This is a genomic window from Roseateles sp. GW821-FHT09H11 (genome assembly GCF_059415845.1).
In genome coordinates, this window is the sequence record NZ_JBWKOA010000006.1 from 511883 (window position 1) to 532369 (window position 20487).

The window sequence follows — 20487 nt, forward strand, 5'->3', positions numbered from 1 at the left end:
GGTTTTGACGATGCGGCTCCCGCCCGGGCGTTCAATGGAACGCATGAACACCCACTTCCCTCCCCTGTTCGTCTCCCATGGCTCGCCGATGATCGCGCTGGAGCCCGGCGAGGCCGGCGCCTTCATGCAGCGCCTGGGCCGCACGCTGGACGCCGTCTGGGGCCGGCCGAAGGCGGTGCTGGCGATCTCCGCGCACACGACGGCGCGCGAAGCCGTCCTGCTCGGCACCAACCGGCACGAGGCGGTGTACGACTTCGGCGGCTTCCCGCCGGCGCTCTATCAGCTGCGTTACGACGCGCCGGGTGACCGGGCGCTGGCGACGCTGCTCGGCGAGACGCTCGCGCTGCCGGTGGTCGATCATGGCGGCCTGGACCATGGCATCTGGACCGCGCTGCGCTACATCTACCCGGACGCGGATGTGCCCGTGATCCCGCTCACGCTGACGCCGCACGCCTCGCCGGCGCAACTGATCGAGCTCGGCGACAAGCTGCAGGCGCTGTCGCGCGAGGGCGTGTTGATCCTGGGCACCGGCAGCATCACGCACAACCTGCGCCTGCTGATGCGCGCGGCGTCCGAGGACATGCCCGAGATGGCCGAATCGGCGGCGTTCAGAGGCTGGTTCGCGGAGCGCTCCGCGGCCCGGGACTGGGAGGCGCTGGCGGCCTATCGCACGCAGGCGCCGGCGGCCGCGCTGATGCACCCGACGGACGAGCATCTGCTGCCCTGGTATGTCGCCGCGGGCGCGGGTGGTCGCGACGACGCGCCCATCCGCATCCACGACGGCGTCACCTTCGGCGCGCTCGGGATGGACGCCTATGCGTTCGGCCCGCAGGCCAAGCGCCTGTCCCAGGCGCTGGCCGACTGAGCCTTCAGCGGGCGGTCTGCGCGGCGGTCAGAGGAAGATCGCCGCCAGGATGCCGAGGATCAGCGCCCACTTGACGACGTAGTAGCCGGTGCGGGACTTCGCCTTGAACGCCTTGAAGAACAGGCGCACTTTGTAGGCGTGATAGAAGAACTTGTTGAGGCCGCCGATGGGCTCGCTCTCCAGGTTCTGCGTCGCAGCGGACGTCATCACCAGCTTGCCGAACGCACGGTTCAACCAGCGGATCGGCGCGAAGTGGACCGGGCGCTCCACGTCGCAGAACAGGATCACGCGCTGATGCGTCGTGGTGTTCTCGGCGTAATGGATGAAGGTCTCGTCGAACATCACGTCCTCGCCGTCCTTCCAGTGGTACTTCTCGCCGTCGACGTCGATGTAGCAGCCGGGGTCATTGGGCGTCGTCAGGCCGAGGTGGTAACGCAACGAGCCCGCGTACGGGTCGCGGTGGCGCACCAGCTTCGCGCCCGGCGGCAGCGACGCGAACATCGCCGCCTTCACGCCGGGGATCTGCTTGAGCAGCTCGACCGTCTTCGGGCACAGCGCGTTCGCCGAGGCCATGTCCCGGTCGTACCACTTCAGGTAGAAGCGCTTCCAGCCGGTGCGGAAGAACGAGTTGAAGCCGATGTCGTTGTAGCCGGACGCGGCCTTGATGTAGCCCTCGTCGTTGAGCTTGAGGGCTTCCTCGCGGATCACCTGCCAGTTGTCGCGCAGCAGGCTGAGCTCGGGGAATGCCGAGGTCTTCAGGTAGGGCGTGGCGGGGGCGCGGGAGAACAGGTACATGACCGCATTGATCGGCGAGATCAGCACGGTGAAGTCGGTCAGCGCGCGGGCCAGCTTGAAGCGGACACGCCCGCGGAAGTGGGCATACAGCGCCGAGGCGATGAAGATCGCCAGCACCCAGTAACGCGTGGGCGGCAGCCAGTCGGCCATGTGCGGGACTCCAGCAAGAGAAGCCGGCGATTATCGACGATCGAATGCGAGCGACACCGCCCAGAACATCAAGCCCCCGAACGCGAGGGCGACCCCCACCCATCCGGTGGACGTCCAGCCGTGGCCGGCGGCGATCGCCAGGCCGCCCAGCCAGGGGCCGAGCGCGTTCGCCGCGTTGAAGGCCGAGTGGTTCAGCGCCGCGGCCAGCGTCTGCGCCTCGCCGGCGACGTCCATCAGCCGGGTCTGCAGCACGGCGCCGAGACCGCCGCCGCAACCGATCAGGAACACCACCGGCAGCAGCGTCCACAGGCTGCCGGCCGCGAACGGGTACAGCGCCAGCGACGCCGCGCTCCACAGCAGCAGCCCCCCGATGGTGGGCATCAGCGCGCGGTCGGCGGCCCAGGCGGAGACCAGCGTGCCCGCGGTCATGCCCATGCCGAACACGCTCAGCACGACCGGCAGCATGCCGGGGCCGGTGCGCGTGACCTCCAGCAGCGTGGAGCCGAGGTAGGTGTAGACGGCGAACATGCCGCCGAAGCCGATCGTCGCGATCCCGAGCGTCAGCCAGACCTGGCGACGGCCGAGCGCGCCGAGCTCGCGCATGGCACTGGCGCCGGGCTGGACGCGATCGCGCGGCGCATGCAACGCGACCAGCGCGGCGGTCAGCAGCGCCAGCAGCGTCACGACGCCGAAGCCCCAGCGCCAGCCGGCCCACTGCCCCAGAGAGTTGGCCAGCGGCACGCCGACGATGGTCGCCACGGTGAGCCCCAGCATCATGAGACTGACCGCCTGCGCGCGGCGCGCTGGCGCGACCAGCGAGGCGGCGACCAGCGCGCCGACGCCGAAGTAGGCGCCATGCGGCAGGCCGCTGAGGAAGCGGAACAGCAGCATCGCGTGATAGCCGGGGGCGAGCGCGCTCAGGCCATTGCCGACGGCGAAGGCCAGCATCAGCGCGATCAGCAGCGTGCGTCGCGGCACCTTGGCGCCGAGCACCGCCAGCAGCGGCGCGCCGACCACCACGCCCAGCGCGTAGGCGCTGATCACGTGGCCCGCCGTCGGGGCATCGATGCCGAGATCGGGCGCGAAGAACGGGACCAGGCTCATCGCCGCGAATTCGGTCGTGCCGATCGCGAAACCGCCGATCGCCAGCGCGAGCAGGGCCCAGCCCGTGTGGGCGGCCGGCGTCGGGTCGTCGGAGAGCTGGGGGGAAGCGATCGGAGAGGCGGCGGACATGTCGGACGGCTGAAAGGAAACGCTCAGGGAGCGTTCAGGAAACGTTCAGCATTGCAACACGGATCGGGTCGCCCCACCGGTGGCGGGGACTGGAGAGCGCCCTGTGGAAGGGGCTGGGGCCGCCTGCCTGGAGCGGCGCCGTAGGCACTTGTCGCAGGCGTGTCTCTGGAGCGGGCGAAGGGAGTCGAACCCTCGTCATTGGCTTGGGAAGCCAAGGTAATAGCCGTTATACGACGCCCGCGGAGGAGGCGCATTATGGCCCAAGCGAGCGGCGGTCTAGCGGCCCCAGGGCCACCGCTCAGCGGGTGCGCTGACCGATCAGTTGAGACAGCAGGCGCTGGAGTTCTGCTTCGGCCAGCGGGTTCAGGCCCACGAAGCGGCAGCCGATGTGGACCTGTTCGCCGGCAAGGAAGGACCGGAAACTGCGCCGGATACGCACCTCGAGATCGGTCACCAGCACGAGCTGATCGCCGACCATCACCCTCGCCTGCGAGACCTTCTGGCCGAGGAACAGGCCGCGTCCCTCCTCGACCGTGCCGCGCAGCCCGAGACCGCCCAGCGACACGTCGTCCACGCTCAGGCTGCGGGCGCGGCCCAGCAGCACAAACTCGACGCGCACCGCGGGCCCGAGCGGCACGTCGCGGCGCGGGGTGCTGCGGCGCTCGTCGCCGTCGCCGTCGCCGTCGACATCCTCGGAAACTGCCTCAGCGTCGGCGTCGGCCTCGGCCGCAATCACATCGACGGCGTCGACGTCGGCGATAGCGGGGGCGATAGCGGGGGCGATGCCTTCGGCGGCGACTGGCGCTTCATTGGCCGCGGGCGGTTTCGGTCGGAATCGGAGGCGGAACATGGGAAGGTCGGAAAGCACAGGCCCCCGGGTTGTATGCGCTCCGGGTGAACGCCTTCATGTCTGGCCGACCTGGAAACGTGACCGATTTCACGCCCGAGAACATCCGCTTACAGGACCCACCCACCGTCGATCGTGAGGCTGGCGCCGGTCATGTAGCCCGACTCGGGGCCGGCGAGGTAAGACACCAGCGCCCCGATCTCGTGGGGCTGGCCCATCCGGCCCAGCTTCAACTTGTCCTGAAGGTAGTCCGCGAACGGCGCGGTCATGTCCGTGGCGATCGGCCCCGGCTGCACGTTGTTGATCGTGATGCCCCGCGGCGCGAGATCCAGTGCGAGGTTCTGGACCATCGAGGCCACCGCCGCCTTGGTCATCGCGTACACGCTGCTGCCCGGCGACCCGGTGCGGATCGCCGTGTTGCTGCCGATGGTGATCACCCGCCCGCCATCGCGCATCTGCGCCACCGCGGCCTGGATCGCGAGGAAGACGCCGCGTACGTTGACGCTCAGAGACAGGTCGAGGTCTTCGAGCGACACGACGTCGATCGTCCCGTGCCGCAGCACGCCCGCGTTGACGACGACCGCGTCCAGCCGTCCCAGCCGCTCGGCCGCCGCGGCGACCGCCGCGCGGATCGCGACCGGATCGGCGCTGTCGGCCTGGATCGCCAGGCCTCGCCCGCCGGCGGCCTCCACCACGCCGAGCGCCGCTTGCGCCGCGTCCGGCCGCGACACATAGGTCAGCGCGACGTCGAAACCATCCTTCGCGAGTCGCTCCACGATGCCCGCGCCGATGCCGCGCGAACCACCGAAGACCAGCGCGACACGTCGAGTGCCCTGCTGATCCGGGCTCATGTTGTCATGCTTCATTGCTTCCACTCTTTTCTGGAACGATCGTTCCATAATTGGTCAAAAAAAACAGACTCACTTCAGAGCCTGCAGGGACAGTCGCGCCAACTCGCGCAATTCGGTGTCCGTCGCGCCTCCGCGCGCAGCCAGACGCAAGGCGGCGATCTGCGCGAAGACGAAGGCCACGGCGTGTTTCGCTTCAACCACCGCGGACAGCTCGCCCTTGGCCTGCGCATCCCGGAGGCGTTCCAGCAGCGCCGCCTGCATCGCCCGGCCGCCCGCCTCGCGGATCTCGACCAGCGCGGCGCTGCCTTCGCTGTCCATGCCGAACTCCTGGACCGAGCCCACGCCCAGGCAGGGCAGGTGCGCCTCGTTCACGACGCGCTTGAGCAATCGCTCGATGCCGTCCAGCGCGGTCTTGCCGCTCTTGAGCGCCTCGATGTGCCGGCTGGTCTCGCTCTGCGCGTAACGCTGCAACGCCGCGCAGTACAGGGGCCACTTGCCGCCGTAGGTGCTGTACAGGCTCTGCTTGCCAATGCCCATCGAGGCGGTGAGCATCTCCGCGGAACTGCCCGCGTAGCCGTGCTCGCGGAACACCGCCACCGCGGCGTCCAGCGCTTCGTCGGGATCGAACTGCTTGGGTCTGGCCATGTGGCGGACTGTAGCGATTCTGGAATGACCGTTCCATAAATGAGGCTTTCACCTCGGACCGGTGCCAGGATCGAACCGACCTCAGTCCCAGGCGGGCGCGAAGTCCGGATTGGCCAGCCGTTCGCCGCGATCGAGCGTGGCGATGCGGGCCATGTCGTCATCGCTCAGGCGCAAGCGCAGCGCCTCCAGGTTCGCGGCCTGGTTGGCGGGCTTCGTCGACGACGGGATCACCGCGAATCCCCGTTGCAACAGCCAGGCCAGCGACACCTGCGCCGGCGTCGTGCCATGTCGCGCGGCGATGTCGAGCAGTACCGGCTCGGTCATGACCTTGCCGTAGGCCAGCGGCATGTAGGCGGTCAGGGGCAAGCCCGCCGCCTTCGCATGGTCGACGACCTGGCGGTTCTGCAGGAACGGGTGGATCTCGACCTGGTTGGTCGCCAACTCGCCGACGCCGACGAGATCGATCGCTTCACGCATCTGCGCGACGGTGAAATTGGACAGGCCGATCGCCCGCGTCAGGCCGAGGCGCTTCGCTTCGATCAGCGCGTCGAGGGTGTCCTTCAGCGGCACCGCGCCGCCGGGCGACGGCCAGTGGATCAGCGTGAGATCGACAGCCGCCATGCGCAGCTTCGCGAGGCTCTCACGCAGGCTGGGAATCAGGCGGTCGCCGGCCAGTTGCTCGGTCCAGATCTTGGTCGTGACGAACAGCTCGGCGCGCGGCACGCCGCTCTCGGCGATCGCCTGGCCGACCTCGGCTTCGTTGCCGTAGATCTGGGCGGTGTCGATGTGACGGTAGCCGAGCGACAGGCCGCTCTTGACCGCATCGATGACGACCTGGCCCTTCAGGCGGAAGGTGCCGAGGCCCAGCGGCGGCATGGGGATGGCGACGGGGTGGGAGGTGGGGTGGGAGGTGGGTGTGCTCATGAGGAACTCCGGAAGATGCGGGACGGGCGCAGCGAGCGTGCGCGATCAATGGCCGACGGCGATGGGCGCGGCGCCGGCGGCACGCGCCGGCAGCGGGAAGCGGCGGTCGAGGCGCCCTGCCAGCACGGTGAGCGCGAAGGCGCCGAGCACGACGATCGCGCCGATCCAGGGCGTGTGCAACAGGCCCAGATGCTCGACGATCAGACCGCCGCCCCAGGCGCCGCCGGCGATGCCGAGGTTGAACGCGGCGATGTTCAGGCCCGAGGCGACGTCGACGGCCTGGGGCGCATGCGCTTCGGCCTGCTGGACGACGTAGAGCTGTAGACCCGGCACGTTGCCGAAGGCGAAGGCGCCCCAGGCGAGCACGGTCAGCACGGCGAAGACCGGCGACTGCGCGGTGAGGCTCAGCACGAAGAGCACGGCGGCGAGCCCGAGGAAGATCAGCTTGAGCGCGCCGATGGGGCCGCGCTTGTCCGCGAGCTTGCCGCCCCAGACATTGCCGACCGCAACCGAGAGGCCATACACGAGCAGCACGAGGCTGACGCCGTTGGCGGAGATGCCGCTGACCTGCTGGAGGATCGGGGCGAGGTAGGTGAAGGCGATGAACGAACCGCCGTAGCCGACCGCCGTCATCGCGTAGACGAGCAGCAAGCGCGGCTGACGCAGCGGCTCGAGCTGGTGAAGCAGGCTGGCCGGCGCGGGCTGGGCGAGCTTGCGCGGGACGAAGGCCAGGCTGGCGAAGAAGGCGACGAGGCCGAGCGCCGCGACGGCGAGGAAGGTTGCGCGCCAGCCGAAGTGCTGGCCGACGAAGGTGCCCAGCGGCACGCCGGTGACCAGCGCGACGGTGAGCCCCGAGAACATCGTCGCGATGGCGCTGGCGGCCTTCTCGCGGGGGACGAGGCTGGTGGCGATGGTCGAGCCGATCGAGAAGAACACCCCGTGCGCCAGGCCGGTCAGCACGCGGGCGACGACGAGCGCGCCATAGCCCGGCGCGAGCCATGCGAGCAGGTTGCCGGCGGTGAACAGCAGCATCAGCGCGAGCAGCAGCCGCTTGCGCGGCCAGCGGCCGGAGAGCGCGGTGAGGACGGGGGCGCCGATGGCGACGCCCAGCGCGTACAGCGAGACCAGCAGGCCCGCGGACGGCAGGCTGACGCCGAGGTCGGCGGCCATGGTCGGGATCAGGCCCACGATGACGAATTCCGTGGTCCCGATGGCAAAGGCGCTGACGGTCAGCGCCCATAAGGCGATCGGCATGAGGGGCTCCTGCAAAGCGTGGAACGTGAGGGAACGGTCGCCAGTGTTCCCTGTTCCAACTTGCAGAAAAAGCCGTCAATCTTCAAAACATTGTTGATTAAAAGGCAAGTTCCAGTGAGCCAACCGATGCGGCGCACCCTTCCAACTGGCGAACCAATTTCACGGGCGCATCACTGCGAAGCTTCCTTCCTGCAAGAGCGCCCGCCATGCCCCATTCATTTCCAGCTTCATTCCGGAGCATCCCCTCTTCATCCGCTCAGATTCAGCACCCGACCACTGGACAGAGCCATTCGTACGGACCAGACCCCTACAAGCTGCAACGCTTCCTCGATGCGCAGAAGCAGAGGGACAGCGGGCGTGACCTGATCGACGTCGACATCAACTCAGGCCAGGTGCAACACGACTGGATGTGGTACGTCTTTCCCCAGGTCAAAGGCCTCGGGAACTCAGCGCTCTGCAATGACTACGGCATCAATTCATTGGCGGAGGCTGAAGCATTCTTCAAGCACCCCGTCCTTGGCAGGAAGATGATGGAGCGGCTCGACACGATTGACCATGCCCTCAGGACTCAGTACTGCATGAACGCCGACATCTACCTCGGAAAGCAGCGTGCCCCGAAGCTCGCGGCGTGCCTGACGCTCATGTTCCAGGCGACCGGCGACAAGAAGATCGAACGCTTTCTGAAGGACCACTTCGGCTCAAACCATGAGCCGACCATGAAGGTCCTGCGCGGATGGCAAGACTGGCACTACCGCCAGACGAGCGTGGACACGTACAACCTCGAGCGATTCTTCGATCGCGATCCAAAGCGGTTTGACCGGATCGTCCAAAACCTCAGCAGAGGCTCGATGGAGCTTCAATCCTTGCCTTACATCTTTCCGCGGATGCGTCGCGCCGGCGAAACGCAACGGATGGATCGAGCAGGCATGACCTGCGAGGATGAGATGTGGACCTACGCGTACCGTCCCGAACTCCGCCGCAACTTGAACTTGGCCATGGATGCGCTGCTCGCCAACAGGGCGGGCGTCACCGCGCAGGACATCTTTGGCAAAGCCGGTGCCACGCAGGTCGAGGCGTCGATGAGATTCATCAACAGGAGCGTGGATTTAACGGACTTGTTCGACAAGTCAAAGGAGATTCTTGAACGATTCTTCGGCGCGGAGGACCGCCGAGCGCCCAAGGCCTCGCCATCCGTCGCCGACGCCACGACGGCACGTCCACACGCGCAGCCTGATCGGAACCAACGCGTCAACGCGCAGCGACTCCCGGCGGCTCATATCGGCACTTCCAAGGCGGCAAGCTCGCACGCCACGCTTGGGCAGACCGGTCCTTTCAACCCGGAACGCTTCCTGAAGACCCACGGTCGGACGATCGACAACTTCGTCAACGAGTTGCGGGCAGGCCGCAAGCAGACGCACTGCATGTGGTACGCGTTTCCTCAGCTCGAAGGCCTGGGCAAAAGCAAGGAGGCCAGGACCTACGCGCTCAGGTCGATGGACGATGCCCGTCTCTACCTGGCTGAGCCCCTCTTGAGACGGAACTACGAGCGCTGCCTCGATGCGTTGATGGATGACAGGAACAAGGGCCGCGACGCCTTGTCGATTCTGGTGAATCCGATTGACGTGCAGAAGCTCCAATCCTCGCTGACCCTCTTCCGGTATGCCGCTGACGACGACACCTTGATCACGAAGATCGACGACGTCCTGGCGCGCTACTTCGGCCATCACCTCTGCCAGCGAACGAGGGACGCCTGCTTGAATCAGCCAAGGGCGCACTGACGCAGGCGCGGCGCCATCACGCGCCTTGCGACCGCCTGGCGCGGGGCCGGCTCTATCATCCGGCCCTCCCCGCGCCCTCACGCCGTCGATGAAAAGCTCCCTCGATGAACTCGCCGTCCTCGCCGCCATCGTCGATGCGGGATCGATCAGCGCGGCGGCGGAGCATCTGGGGCAGACGGTCTCCGCTGTCAGCCGCTCGCTGAGCCGCCTCGAGCAGAAGCTGGGCACGACGCTGATGCGGCGGTCCACGAGACGTCTGGAACTCACCGAGGAGGGCCAGTTCTTCCTCGCCCGCGCCCGCAACGTGCTGGCCGCCGTCGAGGACGCCGAGGAACAGCTGGCGCTGCGCCGCGACCAGCCCGCCGGGCGGCTGCGCGTGAATGCGGCCTCGCCGTTCATGCTCCATGTGCTGGTGCCGTTGATCGGCGGCTTTCGCGAGCGCTATCCGCAGATCGAGCTCGAACTCAACAGCAGCGACCAGATCATCGACCTGCTGGAGCAGCGCACCGACGTCGCGCTGCGCATCGGCACGCTCGCCGATTCTTCGCTGCATGCGCGGCCGCTCGGCAGCTTCCGGCTGCGGGTGCTCGCGAGTCCCGCCTACCTCGCCGCGCGCGGACGTCCGACCCAGGTCGAATCGCTCGCGAACCACTCGCTGCTCGGTTTCACCGCGCCGGAAAGCCTCAACACCTGGCCCCTGCGCTGGTCCGGCGGCGAGGGCTATCCGATCAAGGCCGCGGTGAGCGCGTCCTCGGGCGAGACGCTGCGCCAACTGGCGCTCGCCGGCCAGGGCCTCGTGTCGCTGTCCGATTTCATGACCGCGCGGGACCGCGCCGACGGCACGCTGGTGCAGGTCCTCGCGACGCACACGGTCGACACGCGCCAGCCGGTGCACGCGGTCTATTACCGCAACACCGCGCTGGCCTCGCGCATCAGCTGCTTCCTCGACGACCTCGCAGCCCAGATGGCGAACCTCACTGCCTGACCCACCCTGTCGTGCCCGCGTCGATGCGCGCCGGACCGCGCCATGCGACCTTCACTTGTTCAGGTCGCCCATGCACAGGTACTTCGTCTCGACGTATTCGTCGATGCCCTGGTGCCCGCCCTCGCGGCCCAGGCCCGATTGCTTGACGCCGCCGAACGGCACCTCCGCCGTCGAGATCAAGCCGGTGTTGATGCCGACCATGCCGTACTCCAGGCCTTCGGACACGCGCGTGATGCGGCCGATGTCGCGGGCGTAGAAGTAGCTCGCCAGGCCGAACTCGGTGGCGTTGGCCAAGGCGACGCCCTCGGCCTCCGTGCCGAAGCGGAACACCGGCGCCACCGGACCGAAGGTCTCCTCGCGCGCGCACAGCATGTCGGCCGTCGCGTCAGACAGCACCGTCGGCTGGAAGAAGCGGTCGTGCAGCCGCGCGCCGCCGACCAGCACCTTCGCGCCCTTCTCCACCGCATCGGCGACGTGGCGCTCGACCTTCTCGATCGCCGCGTCCTCGATCAGCGGCCCCTGCGTCACGCCGGCCTCGAAGCCGTTGCCGACCTTCAGCCCGCCGACCTTCTCCGCCAGCTTCGCCACGAACGCGTCGTACACACCCGCCTGCACGTAGAGCCGGTTCGCGCACACGCAGGTCTGGCCCGCGTTGCGGTACTTGCTCGCAATCGCGCCCTCGACGGCGCTGTCGATGTCGGCGTCGTCGAAGACCAGGAACGGCGCGTTGCCGCCCAGCTCCAGCGACAGCTTCTTGATCGTCGGCGCGCATTGCGCCATCAGGATCCGGCCGACCTCCGTCGAGCCGGTGAATGACAGGTGCCGCACCACGTCGCTCTCGCACAGCACCTTGCCGATGGCGATGGAGTGCTCCCCGTCGCCGGTGATCACGTTCAACACGCCGGCCGGCATGCCGGCGCGCTGCGCCAGCTCCGCCGCGGCCAGCGCGGTCAGCGGCGTCTGCTCCGCCGGCTTGATCACGACCGGGCATCCGGCCGCCAGCGCCGGCGCCACCTTGCGGGTGATCATCGCCAGCGGGAAGTTCCACGGCGTGATGGCCGCGCACACACCCACCGGCTGCTTGATGACCATGTAGCGCTTGGTGGGGTCGGTCGTCGGCACGATCTCGCCGCGCACGCGCTTGGATTCCTCCGCGAACCATTCGACGAAGCTCGCGCCGTAGACGATCTCGCCGCGCGCCTCGGCCAGCGGCTTGCCCTGCTCCGCCGTCAGGATGCGCGCCAGGTCGTCCGCATGCTGGATCAGCAGGTGGTACCAGCGCATCAGGATCGCGGCCCGCTCCTTGGCCGTCTTCGCCCGCCACGCCGGCCAGGCGGCGTTCGCGGCCGTCACCGCCGCGTCGGCCTCGGACGCGCCCAGGTTGGCCACGTGCGTCAGCAGCGCGCCGGTCGCCGGGTCCTCCACATCGAAGCGGCTCGTGCCGCCCACCCACTCGCCGTTGATCAGCGCGTCGGTCTTCAGCAGGCTCGGGTCCTTCAGCTGCGCCAGCGGGGAGGTCTTGGGGTCCATCGTCGCCATGTCATATCTCCGCGTCCCGTCTCCGGGCAAGGCAGGCATCCTAGCGGCGCCACCGGGGCCGCCATGTCAACGCCGCGTCACCTCCTGTGCGCCCATGTACGGCTTCCCGGCCGGTAAGCCGCGCCTGCGGCGCGGGTTGACTCCGCATCACAACACTGCAGCGAGGGCCGGAAGGGCCCGCTCCTATAATCGAAAGCTTCGCGAAATCAGGCGCTTGCAGGCGGCCACCCGCCGCCCCGGCGTCGATCACGGGCGGACATGCGCCCGGATCGGAGCCGGCAACCCGCGCACCCGCGAAGACACAACTGGATTCACATCGCAGCGTCGTCTGCGCCACACCCGACCCGCCAGGCCCATCAAGCAAAGGACAGGCATGAAAGCCGCAGAGATCCGCCACACCTTCCTGAAGTTCTTCGAGTCCAAGGGCCACCAGATCGTCGCGTCCAGCCCGGTCGTGCCCGGCGACGACCCGACGCTGCTGTTCACCAACGCGGGGATGAACCAGTTCAAGGACGTGTTCCTGGGCTTCGACAAGCGCGCCTACTCGCGCGCGACCACGGCGCAGAAGTGCATCCGCGCCGGCGGCAAGCACAACGACCTGGACAACGTCGGCTACACCGCGCGCCACCACACCTTCTTCGAGATGCTGGGCAACTTCAGCTTCGGCGACTACTTCAAGAAGGACGCCATCGGCTACGCCTGGGAACTGCTGACGCAGCACTTCAAGCTGCCGGCGGAGAAGCTGTGGGTGACGGTGTACTCCGAGGACGACGAGGCCTACGAGATCTGGAACAAGCAGGTCGGCGTGCCCGCCGAGCGCATCGTGCGCATCGGCGACAACAAGGGCGGCCGCTACATGTCCGACAACTTCTGGATGATGGGCGACACGGGCCCCTGCGGCCCCTGCACCGAGATCTTCTACGACCACGGTCCGGACGTGGCGGGCGGCCCTCCGGGCTCGGCCAATGAAGACGGCGACCGCTACATCGAGATCTGGAACAACGTCTTCATGCAGTTCAACCGGACTGAAGACGGCGTGATGCACAAGCTGCCCAAGCCCAGCGTCGACACCGGCATGGGCCTGGAACGCCTGACGGCCGTGCTGCAGCACGTGCATTCGAACTACGAGATCGACCTGTTCGTGAACCTGCTGGCCGCGGCCAAGCAGAGCGTGGACGCCGCAACGCCTGGCACCGGTGACTGCGACAAGGAATCCCCGTCGCTGAAGGTCATCGCCGATCACATCCGCGCCTGCTCGTTCACCGTCGTCGACGGCGTCATCCCGGGCAACGCCGGCCGCGGCTACGTGCTGCGCCGCATCGCCCGCCGCGCGATCCGCCACGGCTACAAGCTGGGCGCGCGCGCGCCGTTCTTCCACAAGCTCGTGGCCGCGCTGGCCAAGGAGATGGGCGAGGCCTATCCCGAGTTGCGCCGCGATGAAGCGCGCGTGACCGAGGTGCTGAAGCAGGAAGAGGAGCGCTTCTTCAAGACGATCGCGACCGGCATGGAGCTGCTGGAATCGGCCCTGGCCGGCGGCGCGACGCAGATCGACGGCGACACCGCCTTCAAGCTGCACGACACCTACGGCTTCCCGGTGGACCTGACCGCCGACGTCTGCCGCGAACGCGGCGTGACCGTCGACGAGGCCGGCTTCAACCGCCTGCTGGAAGAGCAGAAGGACCGGGGCCGTCAGGCCGGCAAGTTCAAGATGGCGCAGGGCCTGGCGTACACCGGCGCCGCGACCACCTTCCACGGCTACGACCACCTGACGCGTGACGAAGCCCAGGTCGTCGCGCTGTACGTCGACGGCAGCGCGGTGCAGAGCGCCGACGCCGGCGACGACGTCGTGGTCGTGCTCGACCACACGCCGTTCTATGCGGAAAGCGGCGGCCAGGTCGGCGACGCCGGCGAACTGCGCAACGCCACGACCCGCCTGGTCGTCGACGACACGCTGAAGATCCAGGCCGACGTGTTCGGCCACCACGCGCAGGTCGTCGAAGGCACGGTCAAGGTCGGCGACGTCTTCGCCGCCAAGGTCGACGCCGAGCGCCGCGCGAAGACCATCCGCAACCACAGCGCGACCCACCTGATGCACAAGGCGCTGCGCGAGGTGCTGGGCGCGCACGTCCAGCAGAAGGGCTCGCTGGTCAACGCCGAACGCACCCGCTTCGACTTCGCCCACACCGCGCCGATGACCGCCGAGGAAATCCGCAAGGTCGAGGCCATCGTCAACGCCGAGATCCTGGCCAACGCCGACACGCAGGCCGCCGTCATGGCACTGGACGACGCGCAGAAGAGCGGCGCGATGATGCTGTTCGGCGAGAAGTACGGCGAGACCGTGCGCGTGCTGAGCATCGGCTCGTCGAAGGAACTCTGCGGCGGCACGCACGTGCGCCGCACCGGCGACATCGGTCTGTTCAAGATCGTCGCCGAGAGCGGCGTCGCGGCCGGCATCCGTCGCGTCGAGGCGGTCACCGGCGACAACGCGCTGCACTACCTGCAGTCGCTGGAGACGACCGTGCAGGCCGTCGCCGGCACGCTGAAGGCCGCGCCCGCCGAACTGGAACCGCGTGTCCACGCGGTGCTGGAGCAGCTCCGCGCGCTGGAGAAGGAACTGGCCGCCGCCAAGAGCAAGCTGGCTTCCGCGCAGGGCGACGAACTGCTGTCGCAGGCGGTCGACGTCAAGGGACTGAAGGTGCTGGCGGCGACGCTGGTCGGCGCCGACGCCAAGACGCTGCGCGAGACGATGGACAAGCTCAAGGACAAGCTCAAGACCGCCGCGATCGTGCTGGCCGCCGTCGACGGCGACAAGGTCCAGCTGGCCGCGGGCGTCACCGCGGACAGCATCGGCAAGGTCAAGGCCGGCGAGCTGGTCAACTTCGTCGCGCAGCAGGTCGGCGGCAAGGGCGGCGGCAAGCCGGACCTGGCGATGGCCGGCGGCACCGACGCCAAGGCCCTGCCCGCCGCGCTGGCGAGCGTGCAGGCCTGGGTCGGCGAACGCGTCTGACTCCCCCCTCGAACAGACTCCGGGACACGGGCGACGATCGAACCGCCCACCCCGGAGTTTCGACGAACAACCTCTTCAAGGGCCCCGGTCGGGCCCTTGTCGTTTCAAGCCACTGGAGCAACCATGACTGACACCCCGATGGACGACGACTTCGGCGACTCGATCGACGTCGAGAACGCGCAGCGCCTCGGCGAGCTGCTGGCCGTGCTGGCCGGACAGGCCGATCCGGATGCGCCGGCGATCACGCTGGACACGATGGACGGCTACCTGACCGCCTTGCGGGTCGGACCGTCCGACGCCGCGCCCATCCAGGCGATGGACGCGCTGTTCGGCGAGGACTGGCCCGCCGGTCTCGACGAGCAGGACCTGACCGACGCGTTCATGGAAGCCTTGCACGTGCGCTGGAACGAGATCGGCGACAGCCTGGAACCCCAGCCCCTGCTGGAAGCGCCTGAGCAGATGCACCTGACGCCGCTGATCTCCGAGTTCGACGAGGAGACCAAGGCCGAGCTGGTCGCGCAGGGCACGATCACCGCGGAACTGCTGGAGCGCATGCCCGCGCCGGGCGCGATGTGGGCGCAGGGATTCCTGCAGGCGGTCGAGGACACGAACGCGTGGTCGCTGCCCGCCGGTGACGGCGCCGACGACCTGCAGGCGATGCTGGAAGCGATCGAGGCCGTGACGCTTGCCGAGGACGCCACGCCGCGCGCCGAGTACGTCCAGCGGGCCTACGAGGAGCCGGAAGGCATCGACCAGAACGCCCTGATCGACGACATGCTGTTCACCGTGCAGGACCTGCGCCTGTTCTGGATGCAGCAGCGCGTGATGAAGGAAGCGATCTCCGGACTGACCTCGGATCCGGACACGACGCACTGATCGCGCGGATCAGACGGGCCCACGCATCGAAGGCGGACTCGGGCCGCCTCGCACAAACGCCGGCCTTGCGCCGGCGTTTTTCATGGCGCCGGCGACGAGGCAGCGCTCAACGCCGCTCGCCTCAAAGCCGGCCCTTGCAGTTCGGCGCACCGCAGCGGCAACGCAGTCGGCCTTCGTGATGGCTCTCGCCATAGTCGGCGCAGATCTCCTCGCCCGGGTCGATGTCGCGGATCGCGTAGAACTCGGCGCGTCCTTGCCGGATGCGCAAGACCGCGTTCGGCGCGCAGCTGTGATTCACGTGGCGCAGCGCGCAATCGGACTTCGTCGCATCGATGGCGGTCTTGTCGGTCACCTCGACCACGTGGATCCGACGCCGCCCCTCGATGCGCCGCCGGGCCTCGCGCACCGGGACGATCTCACCGCGCATCTCGCCGATCTTGCGGCGCGCAGGGATGGACTCGGCGGCGAAGACCCCGAGCCCGTCGATCGGACTCTTGTCCACGGCCAGCGCGAAGCGCTCAGCCGGTTGCGGCTCGCCCTTCGGGCGCGAGGCCGTGTCGGCGGCGGAGGCCGGGGCAGGAGCGGCAGCGACGGAACTCAGTCGAGGCATGAAGGCGACGCGCGGCGCCGGCCGCGACGAAAGGGGGAAACGCACATTGTCGCGCCCTTGCCACTGGTCTCAAGAAGAGCGCGCTTGACGCGTCCGTCGCGTCGCCAAGATACTGGTTCGCATGTCCTTCGCGCTCCGCACCACCCGCCTCGTCCAGATGTGCTGCCTGCATCCGCTGCAGGCGCACCTGTGCGCACGCGGCCAGGGACGGCGTCGAACGCGGCAGACGCCCCCAGGATCCCGGACCCAACGGTCCTGAAGCGATCCACCGGACTCCCCCTGACAAGGCCCGCGCAACCCGCGGGCCTTGTTCATTTCCGCCCCCTCGGTCCTTCCATCCCACCAGGAGAACCCCGATGCAGACCCCGACGAATCCGACCCGCTCCACCGACGATCGCGACGCTGGCCGCCGCGCCGTGCGCATCGCCGAAGGCCTCTCGCTGCGCCGCCCTCGCCCCGAGGACGCCCGCGCGCACGCCGAGCTGGTAGGACACCCGGGCGTGCAACCGTCGCTGCTGCAGGTGCCTTACACCTCCGAGCTGCTCTGGCACGAACGCTTCTCGAAAGTGCCCGACACCAACAGCGGCGAGTTGCAGCTGCTCGCATTCGACGGCGAACGATTGCTGGGGTCCGCCGGACTGCATCCGGTCGGACCGCAGGCGCGGCGCCGGCACGCGATGATGCTGGGCATCGGCGTGCATCCGGACGCGCAGGGTCGCGGTGTCGGCGCGGCCCTGATGGACGCGCTCATGCGGCAGGCGGACGACTGGCTCGGCGTGCTGCGGATCGAGCTCACCGTATTCGCCGACAACACGCGCGCCATCAGGCTCTATGAACGTTTCGGCTTCGAGCACGAGGGCCGCCTGCGCGGCTACGCGTTGCGCGACGGACGTTACGTCGATGCCTTCACGATGGCACGGCTGCATCCGCGGCCGCCCGTGATCGAGCGGACCGCGACCTGAGCCGGGAGCGCGACGGGCCCAGCCCGTCCGTGGCGGTCAATCGGCAGCCAGCGCGGGCACCTGCGCCTCGACCACGCCGTTGACCAGGCGCCACAGGTCGTCGCCGTCCAGCAGGGTGAGCATCTGCGGCCCGTGGCCCTTGAGCAGGTGCACCTGCGCCTGCGCGGCCCAGCCCGGTCGCGTCGGGCTGGGTTGCAGCTGCTCCGCGCCCGCGACGAAGACCTGCCCCAGCTGCTGGACCGCCAGCACCAGACGTTGTCCGGCGCCGGTCTGGCACACCATCAGCGCGGCTTCGTCGCCGCAGGGGCGGTGGAACAGCAACTGACCGAGATCCAGCACGGGCAACATGCGGCCCTCGAAGCTCAGCATGCCGCGCACGGCCGCGGGGGCCGTGGGCCAGGCGGTGATGCGCTGGCGCTCCAGCGCCGCGACCACCTGCACCGCGGGAAGTCCCAGCCACTGGTGGTCGACGAGGAAGCTCGCCACGTCCAGCGTCTTCGCGCCGGCTGGCGGCATCGGCTTGAACGCCACGGGCATCGCGCCTGCGCCGGTCGACTCGCCGGCCGCCAGACGCCCGCCCAGCGGCAGCATCACCAGCGCGGCAAGATCGTTCGCGTCAGGCGGCGTGAGGAGACGGTACTCCCGGTAGCCGCCCGACATCGCCAGGCCATAGGCATGGACACAGCCATCGAGGTCCAGCTCGCCGGTCACATGCTGATCCGACGGCAACGTGGAGAGCGCGGGCAGCGCCATCGGCAGTCGATCGCCCGGCGACCAGCGCGCATCGCTGCTCGCCACGACCTCGCCCGCGCGCGTCACCAGCAGCGCCGCCGCACCGGCCTGGTCAGGCAGGGCCGCACGCAGCATCGCGCGGAACTGCGGCGCGCCGTCGAACACGATCGCGATGCCGCCCACCATGGCCGCGCCATCCGGATGCGGCACGCCGGCCGCGTAGACGAGACAAGGCGCATGGCCGTCGTCGCCGTAAAGGCCGGAAGGCGCATGCGACGACACCACATACTGCCCGGCATCGCGCAAGCCGAGCGCACCGGATACCCAGTCCCCTTGCAGGGAACGCCCGACGTGATGCGCCTGGCTCGGGTCCGACACGGCGACGACACGTCCGGCGCTGTCGAAGACCAGCAGCAACGAGTAGACGGTGTAGAGCGCGTGGATGCTCGCGAGCACCGCTCCGGCCGATGCGGCGTCGCCGTCGGCGAGCGCACGTTGCAGTCGCGCGTCGAGCGCCCACCAGCGGCAGTCGTTGGCGCGTTCATAGAGGTTGCGGTTGACGATGGAGATCGCCAGTTCCGCCTGGAAGCCGGCACCGTCGAAGACGGCGTCCAGCGCGCCGTCCTCGAGCTGCGCGATCGCGCGTTCGAACACCTGGCGCAGTTGGTCTCCCGTGCGTTCGACCTCGTTGAGCAGGGTCACGGCGAAGGCGTTCCCGCCAGCCTGGCCAGCCACGGCGCCCTCGCCGGCGCGGGCGCCGGGCTGCGCATGGGCGCGGCTCTTGAGCTTGCCGTTCCACAGCGAGCGCGACAGCTCGCGCTGGATGCGGCGCGCTTCGACGGGGATGCTGCGCAGTTCCTCGTCGAACAGTTCGCGCGTGTCGAGGTCGCGCGCGCGGCCGGCCTGGCGCTCGGCGGGCGCATCCGCGAAGGCGTGCTGCAGCGGCTGCAGCATCTGCGCCCGCCAGCCGGGTCCGAAGTAGCCTTCATAACCGCTGGCCGTGCTGTCGCAGGCCAGGTAGTCCCGACCGGCGAAATCGAGTCGCCAGCCTTGCGCTTCGCCGGCGTCGGCCAGCGGCGCGCCGAGCGGGATCTGCCAGGGGTCCGAGGTCAGCAGCACGCGCCCTTGCGCATCCTTGAGCACCAGCACCGAGCGTGGCACGCCCGAGCACAGCGCGCGGAAGAGGCCGAGCATCTCGTCCTCGAGCTTGAAGGACAGGCACAGCAGACCGCGCGCGCCGCCGGAGTCGGCGCCGTCATGGCCGCTCACCGCCGCTGCGTAGATCAGGCCGCTGCGGCCGCCGAGCAGCCCGGTCGGGCCGTGCACTTCGACGAAGGCGCGGCCGGGCTCGAAGGCGCCCTGCAGCCGCGCGTCATCGACGACGGGAGCACAACTCGATTCATCCAATGCCGCCAGACGACGCCCGTCGGCGGCCAGCAGCGCGACCTGGTCGTAGACGGAGTACTTGGCGACATAGGCGGCAAAGCGGCGACGCAGCGCCTCGACCTCGCCGGCATCGACATCTCCGGCCGCATCCGCCTGGAGCAGCGCACGCAACGGGCCGTCGCTGGCGAGGAAACCGACGTCGGCAGTCCGTTCGAAGAGGTTGCGCACCAGGATGTCGATCGCGACCTGCGAACGCCCTTGCAAGTGCCCGACCGCATGTCGCAACTGCCGGCGGGCCAGGCTGTCCAGCAGCCGTCCCGTCAGCGCCTCGAAGGCGGTGCGGGTGTCGGCCATGTCGGTGGCCGCGCCGCTCATCTGGCCCAGCAGCGCCAGGCTGTCCCAGGCGCCCTGCAAGCGCAGCAGCGGCTCGCGGTATTCCTCCAGCAGCGGCATGGCGGCCAGCAACGGCGCCACTTCGGCGCTGAACGGCAGGCCTTTCCGATAGACCTTGTTGGATCCCTGCGTCATCTCATTTCCTCCCAACGACCACGCCCTCGTGAGGCGACGCGCGGCAGTGTGGCGCGCGTTGACGACGTTGTCAGGGGGAGAAACGCACGGTTTCCGAGAGTAACTTCGTTGATCGCACGGCGATCAGAGATGAAGTGCCGCGCTGGTGCGGCGATGCCGCGAGTTGGGGAGAAAACCCCGGCGATGCGACAAGCTGGTGCGTCAGTCCATCGACACCGCGGCACCTTCCGAGGTGCGGCGCTGTGTCTGGGCATGGAGTTCGCCGTCGGATGCACGGCTCTGGGGCTGGCTGGTGGCATCGGTGCCGCGTTCCGGCGCCGCCGGTTGCGGCGCGGGCGGGCGACTCGGCTGGCGCTTGCCCGTGATCAGCAGCCGGGCCAGCTTGACGACCTCGCTGGCCTGGGCAGGCGCGGCCGGCACCCACAGCGCAGCGCCGAGCACGGCGACGCCCAGCACCCTCCAAAGGGGCCGATAGGCGGTCAGCGCTTGTTGTTGTCGGCTTTGCATGGTCTCCCCGCGC

At 68.8% G+C, this 20487-nt stretch carries 17 protein-coding genes and 1 tRNA gene; 6 read left to right on the forward strand and 12 right to left on the reverse strand.

What is annotated here, in order from left to right; all coding sequences use genetic code 11:
* Positions 1-43: 43 nt before the first annotated feature.
* Positions 44-865 (forward strand): dioxygenase family protein, encoded by an 822-nt coding sequence (locus AC07PR_RS21885; protein WP_495136540.1) that lies wholly within the window; start codon positions 44-46, stop codon positions 863-865.
* A gap of 27 nt (positions 866-892) precedes the next feature.
* On the opposite strand, the gene AC07PR_RS21890 is transcribed toward AC07PR_RS21885, so the two are convergent.
* The 8 genes from AC07PR_RS21890 to AC07PR_RS21925 all read right to left on the reverse strand — a co-directional run bounded on the left by AC07PR_RS21890 (position 893) and on the right by AC07PR_RS21925 (position 7564).
* Positions 893-1810 (reverse strand): aspartyl/asparaginyl beta-hydroxylase domain-containing protein, encoded by a 918-nt coding sequence (locus AC07PR_RS21890; protein WP_377156791.1) that lies wholly within the window; start codon positions 1808-1810, stop codon positions 893-895.
* A 30-nt stretch (positions 1811-1840) separates the two neighbouring features.
* Positions 1841-3043 carry an MFS transporter gene (locus AC07PR_RS21895; RefSeq protein WP_377156793.1) on the reverse strand — a complete coding sequence of 401 codons (1203 nt, stop codon included), beginning with the start codon at positions 3041-3043 and terminating at the stop codon, positions 1841-1843.
* A gap of 166 nt (positions 3044-3209) precedes the next feature.
* Positions 3210-3284, reverse strand: a tRNA-Gly gene (locus tag AC07PR_RS21900).
* A 57-nt stretch (positions 3285-3341) separates the two neighbouring features.
* Positions 3342-3893 carry a PilZ domain-containing protein gene (locus AC07PR_RS21905; RefSeq protein WP_495136541.1) on the reverse strand — a complete coding sequence of 184 codons (552 nt, stop codon included), beginning with the start codon at positions 3891-3893 and terminating at the stop codon, positions 3342-3344.
* Positions 3894-4000: 107 nt separating this feature from the next.
* A complete protein-coding gene (locus AC07PR_RS21910) occupies positions 4001-4756 on the reverse strand; it encodes an SDR family oxidoreductase (protein WP_495136542.1) in 756 nt (251 codons plus the stop codon).
* Between the two features lie 54 nt (positions 4757-4810).
* A complete protein-coding gene (locus AC07PR_RS21915) occupies positions 4811-5386 on the reverse strand; it encodes a TetR/AcrR family transcriptional regulator (RefSeq protein WP_495136543.1) in 576 nt (191 codons plus the stop codon).
* Between the two features lie 81 nt (positions 5387-5467).
* Positions 5468-6310: a 2,5-didehydrogluconate reductase DkgB gene (gene dkgB / locus AC07PR_RS21920; RefSeq protein WP_495136544.1), complete on the reverse strand. Its 843-nt coding sequence runs from the start codon at positions 6308-6310 to the stop codon at positions 5468-5470.
* A 45-nt stretch (positions 6311-6355) separates the two neighbouring features.
* Positions 6356-7564 (reverse strand): MFS transporter, encoded by a 1209-nt coding sequence (locus AC07PR_RS21925; RefSeq protein ID WP_377156801.1) that lies wholly within the window; start codon positions 7562-7564, stop codon positions 6356-6358.
* Positions 7565-7770: 206 nt separating this feature from the next.
* On the opposite strand from AC07PR_RS21925, the gene AC07PR_RS21930 reads away from it, so the two are divergent.
* Positions 7771-9342, forward strand: coding sequence for a DUF1810 family protein (locus AC07PR_RS21930; RefSeq protein WP_495136545.1), 1572 nt, complete (start codon positions 7771-7773; stop codon positions 9340-9342).
* A gap of 88 nt (positions 9343-9430) precedes the next feature.
* Entirely contained in the window at positions 9431-10327 is an 897-nt protein-coding gene (locus AC07PR_RS21935) for a LysR substrate-binding domain-containing protein (protein ID WP_483105435.1), read from the forward strand.
* A 51-nt stretch (positions 10328-10378) separates the two neighbouring features.
* Here AC07PR_RS21935 and AC07PR_RS21940 read toward each other — a convergent pair whose 3' ends face one another.
* Positions 10379-11857, reverse strand: a complete 1479-nt coding sequence (locus AC07PR_RS21940; protein WP_495136558.1) for an NAD-dependent succinate-semialdehyde dehydrogenase — start codon at positions 11855-11857, stop codon at positions 10379-10381.
* Between the two features lie 382 nt (positions 11858-12239).
* On the opposite strand from AC07PR_RS21940, the gene alaS reads away from it, so the two are divergent.
* Positions 12240-14873: an alanine--tRNA ligase gene (alaS, locus tag AC07PR_RS21945; RefSeq protein ID WP_495136546.1), complete on the forward strand. Its 2634-nt coding sequence runs from the start codon at positions 12240-12242 to the stop codon at positions 14871-14873.
* 123 nt (positions 14874-14996) lie between these two features.
* Complete coding sequence (locus AC07PR_RS21950; RefSeq protein WP_377156807.1) at positions 14997-15749, forward strand: UPF0149 family protein; 753 nt, start codon at positions 14997-14999, stop codon at positions 15747-15749.
* A gap of 121 nt (positions 15750-15870) precedes the next feature.
* On the opposite strand, the gene AC07PR_RS21955 is transcribed toward AC07PR_RS21950, so the two are convergent.
* Positions 15871-16359: an SET domain-containing protein gene (locus AC07PR_RS21955; RefSeq protein WP_377156809.1), complete on the reverse strand. Its 489-nt coding sequence runs from the start codon at positions 16357-16359 to the stop codon at positions 15871-15873.
* Positions 16360-16715: 356 nt separating this feature from the next.
* On the opposite strand from AC07PR_RS21955, the gene AC07PR_RS21960 reads away from it, so the two are divergent.
* Positions 16716-17321, forward strand: coding sequence for a GNAT family N-acetyltransferase (locus AC07PR_RS21960; RefSeq protein WP_495136547.1), 606 nt, complete (start codon positions 16716-16718; stop codon positions 17319-17321).
* 36 nt (positions 17322-17357) lie between these two features.
* On the opposite strand, the gene AC07PR_RS21965 is transcribed toward AC07PR_RS21960, so the two are convergent.
* Together AC07PR_RS21965 and AC07PR_RS21970 are read right to left on the reverse strand one after the other, a co-directional pair.
* Positions 17358-19967 carry a chemotaxis protein CheW gene (locus tag AC07PR_RS21965; protein ID WP_495136548.1) on the reverse strand — a complete coding sequence of 870 codons (2610 nt, stop codon included), beginning with the start codon at positions 19965-19967 and terminating at the stop codon, positions 17358-17360.
* Between the two features lie 201 nt (positions 19968-20168).
* Entirely contained in the window at positions 20169-20474 is a 306-nt protein-coding gene (locus tag AC07PR_RS21970; RefSeq protein WP_377156816.1) for a hypothetical protein, read from the reverse strand.
* Positions 20475-20487 lie beyond the last annotated feature (13 nt).